Genomic DNA, 1,050 nt, shown 5'->3' with positions numbered 1-1,050 from the left:
ATTCATGACTGGGGTGAAGTCGTAACAAGGTAGCCGTATCGGAAGGTGCGGCTGGATCACCTCCTTTCAGAGCTTAGCGCTCGTGTTAAGCGTCCACTCTTATCGGTTGTTTGATATAGCTGGGATCGGTTGTGGGCTTGGGTAGAGGGACTCCTCCCTGTGTCCATGACTTCTGACTACTGATCCGAGAAGGTTTTGGGTCTGTAGCTCAGTCGGTTAGAGCACCGTCTTGATAAGGCGGGGGTCGTTGGTTCGAATCCAACCAGACCCACCAAGTATTCGCAGGTAGAGATGCCGTGGATATGGGGGTGTAGCTCAGCTGGGAGAGCGCCTGCTTTGCAAGCAGGATGTCATCGGTTCGATCCCGTTCACCTCCACCAAGACCTGTGCCTGGTGGGATGTAGAGGCTAACTCATAGCGTCGTGCGGATAATATCTGCCCGGTCTTATGAGTTGGGTTTTACTCAACAGCTATATTCGTTCTTTAACAATCTGGAAGAAGCACAACGAAATGTGCTCATCGAGTAATCAGCTTGCTGATGAAGATGGGTACGGGTTGTGATTGCATTAATTTTGTTCCAAGTTCTCAAGACTGGGGTGAATAACCTCAGACTGCTTTGAAACTTATGAACGGCACAAACGCTAATACTCAGGTCCTATAGCCTACAGCGTTATAGGATCAAGCGACTAAGTGCATATGGTGGATGCCTTGGCGATCACAGGCGATGAAGGACGTAGTAGCCTGCGAAAAGCTGCGGGGAGCTGGCAAACAAGCTTTGATCCGCAGATATCCGAATGGGGAAACCCACTCCGCAAGGAGTATCCCTGACTGAATACATAGGTCAGTGGAAGCGAACCGGGTGAACTGAAACATCTCAGTAGCTCGAGGAAAAGAAATCAACCGAGATTCCGAAAGTAGTGGCGAGCGAAATCGGAAGAGCCTTCACGTTTTAGCATGCAAGATAGTCGAACGAAATGGAAAGTCCGGCCGTAGCAGGTGATAGCCCTGTAGACGAAATTTTGTGTGTGGAACTAAGCGTGAGAAAAGTAG

Annotated in this window: 2 tRNA genes and 2 rRNA genes; all 4 read left to right on the top strand. The window is 49.6% G+C overall.

From position 1 onward, the window contains the following. Positions 1-67 (top strand): 16S ribosomal RNA (locus SB816_RS29680); the annotation flags it as partial. Between the two features lie 130 nt (positions 68-197). Continuing rightward, a tRNA-Ile gene (locus tag SB816_RS29675) sits at positions 198-274 on the top strand. 30 nt (positions 275-304) lie between these two features. Then, positions 305-380: transfer RNA gene (locus SB816_RS29670), tRNA-Ala, on the top strand. Between the two features lie 296 nt (positions 381-676). Further along, positions 677-1,050, top strand: a 23S ribosomal RNA gene (locus SB816_RS29665); the annotation flags it as partial.

Source organism: Achromobacter sp. SIMBA_011, assembly GCF_046535435.1.
GTDB lineage: Bacteria > Pseudomonadota > Gammaproteobacteria > Burkholderiales > Burkholderiaceae_B > Achromobacter > Achromobacter dolens.
Note: the sequence above shows the minus strand (reverse complement) of the source record. Positions and strands in the feature narration are given on the sequence as shown.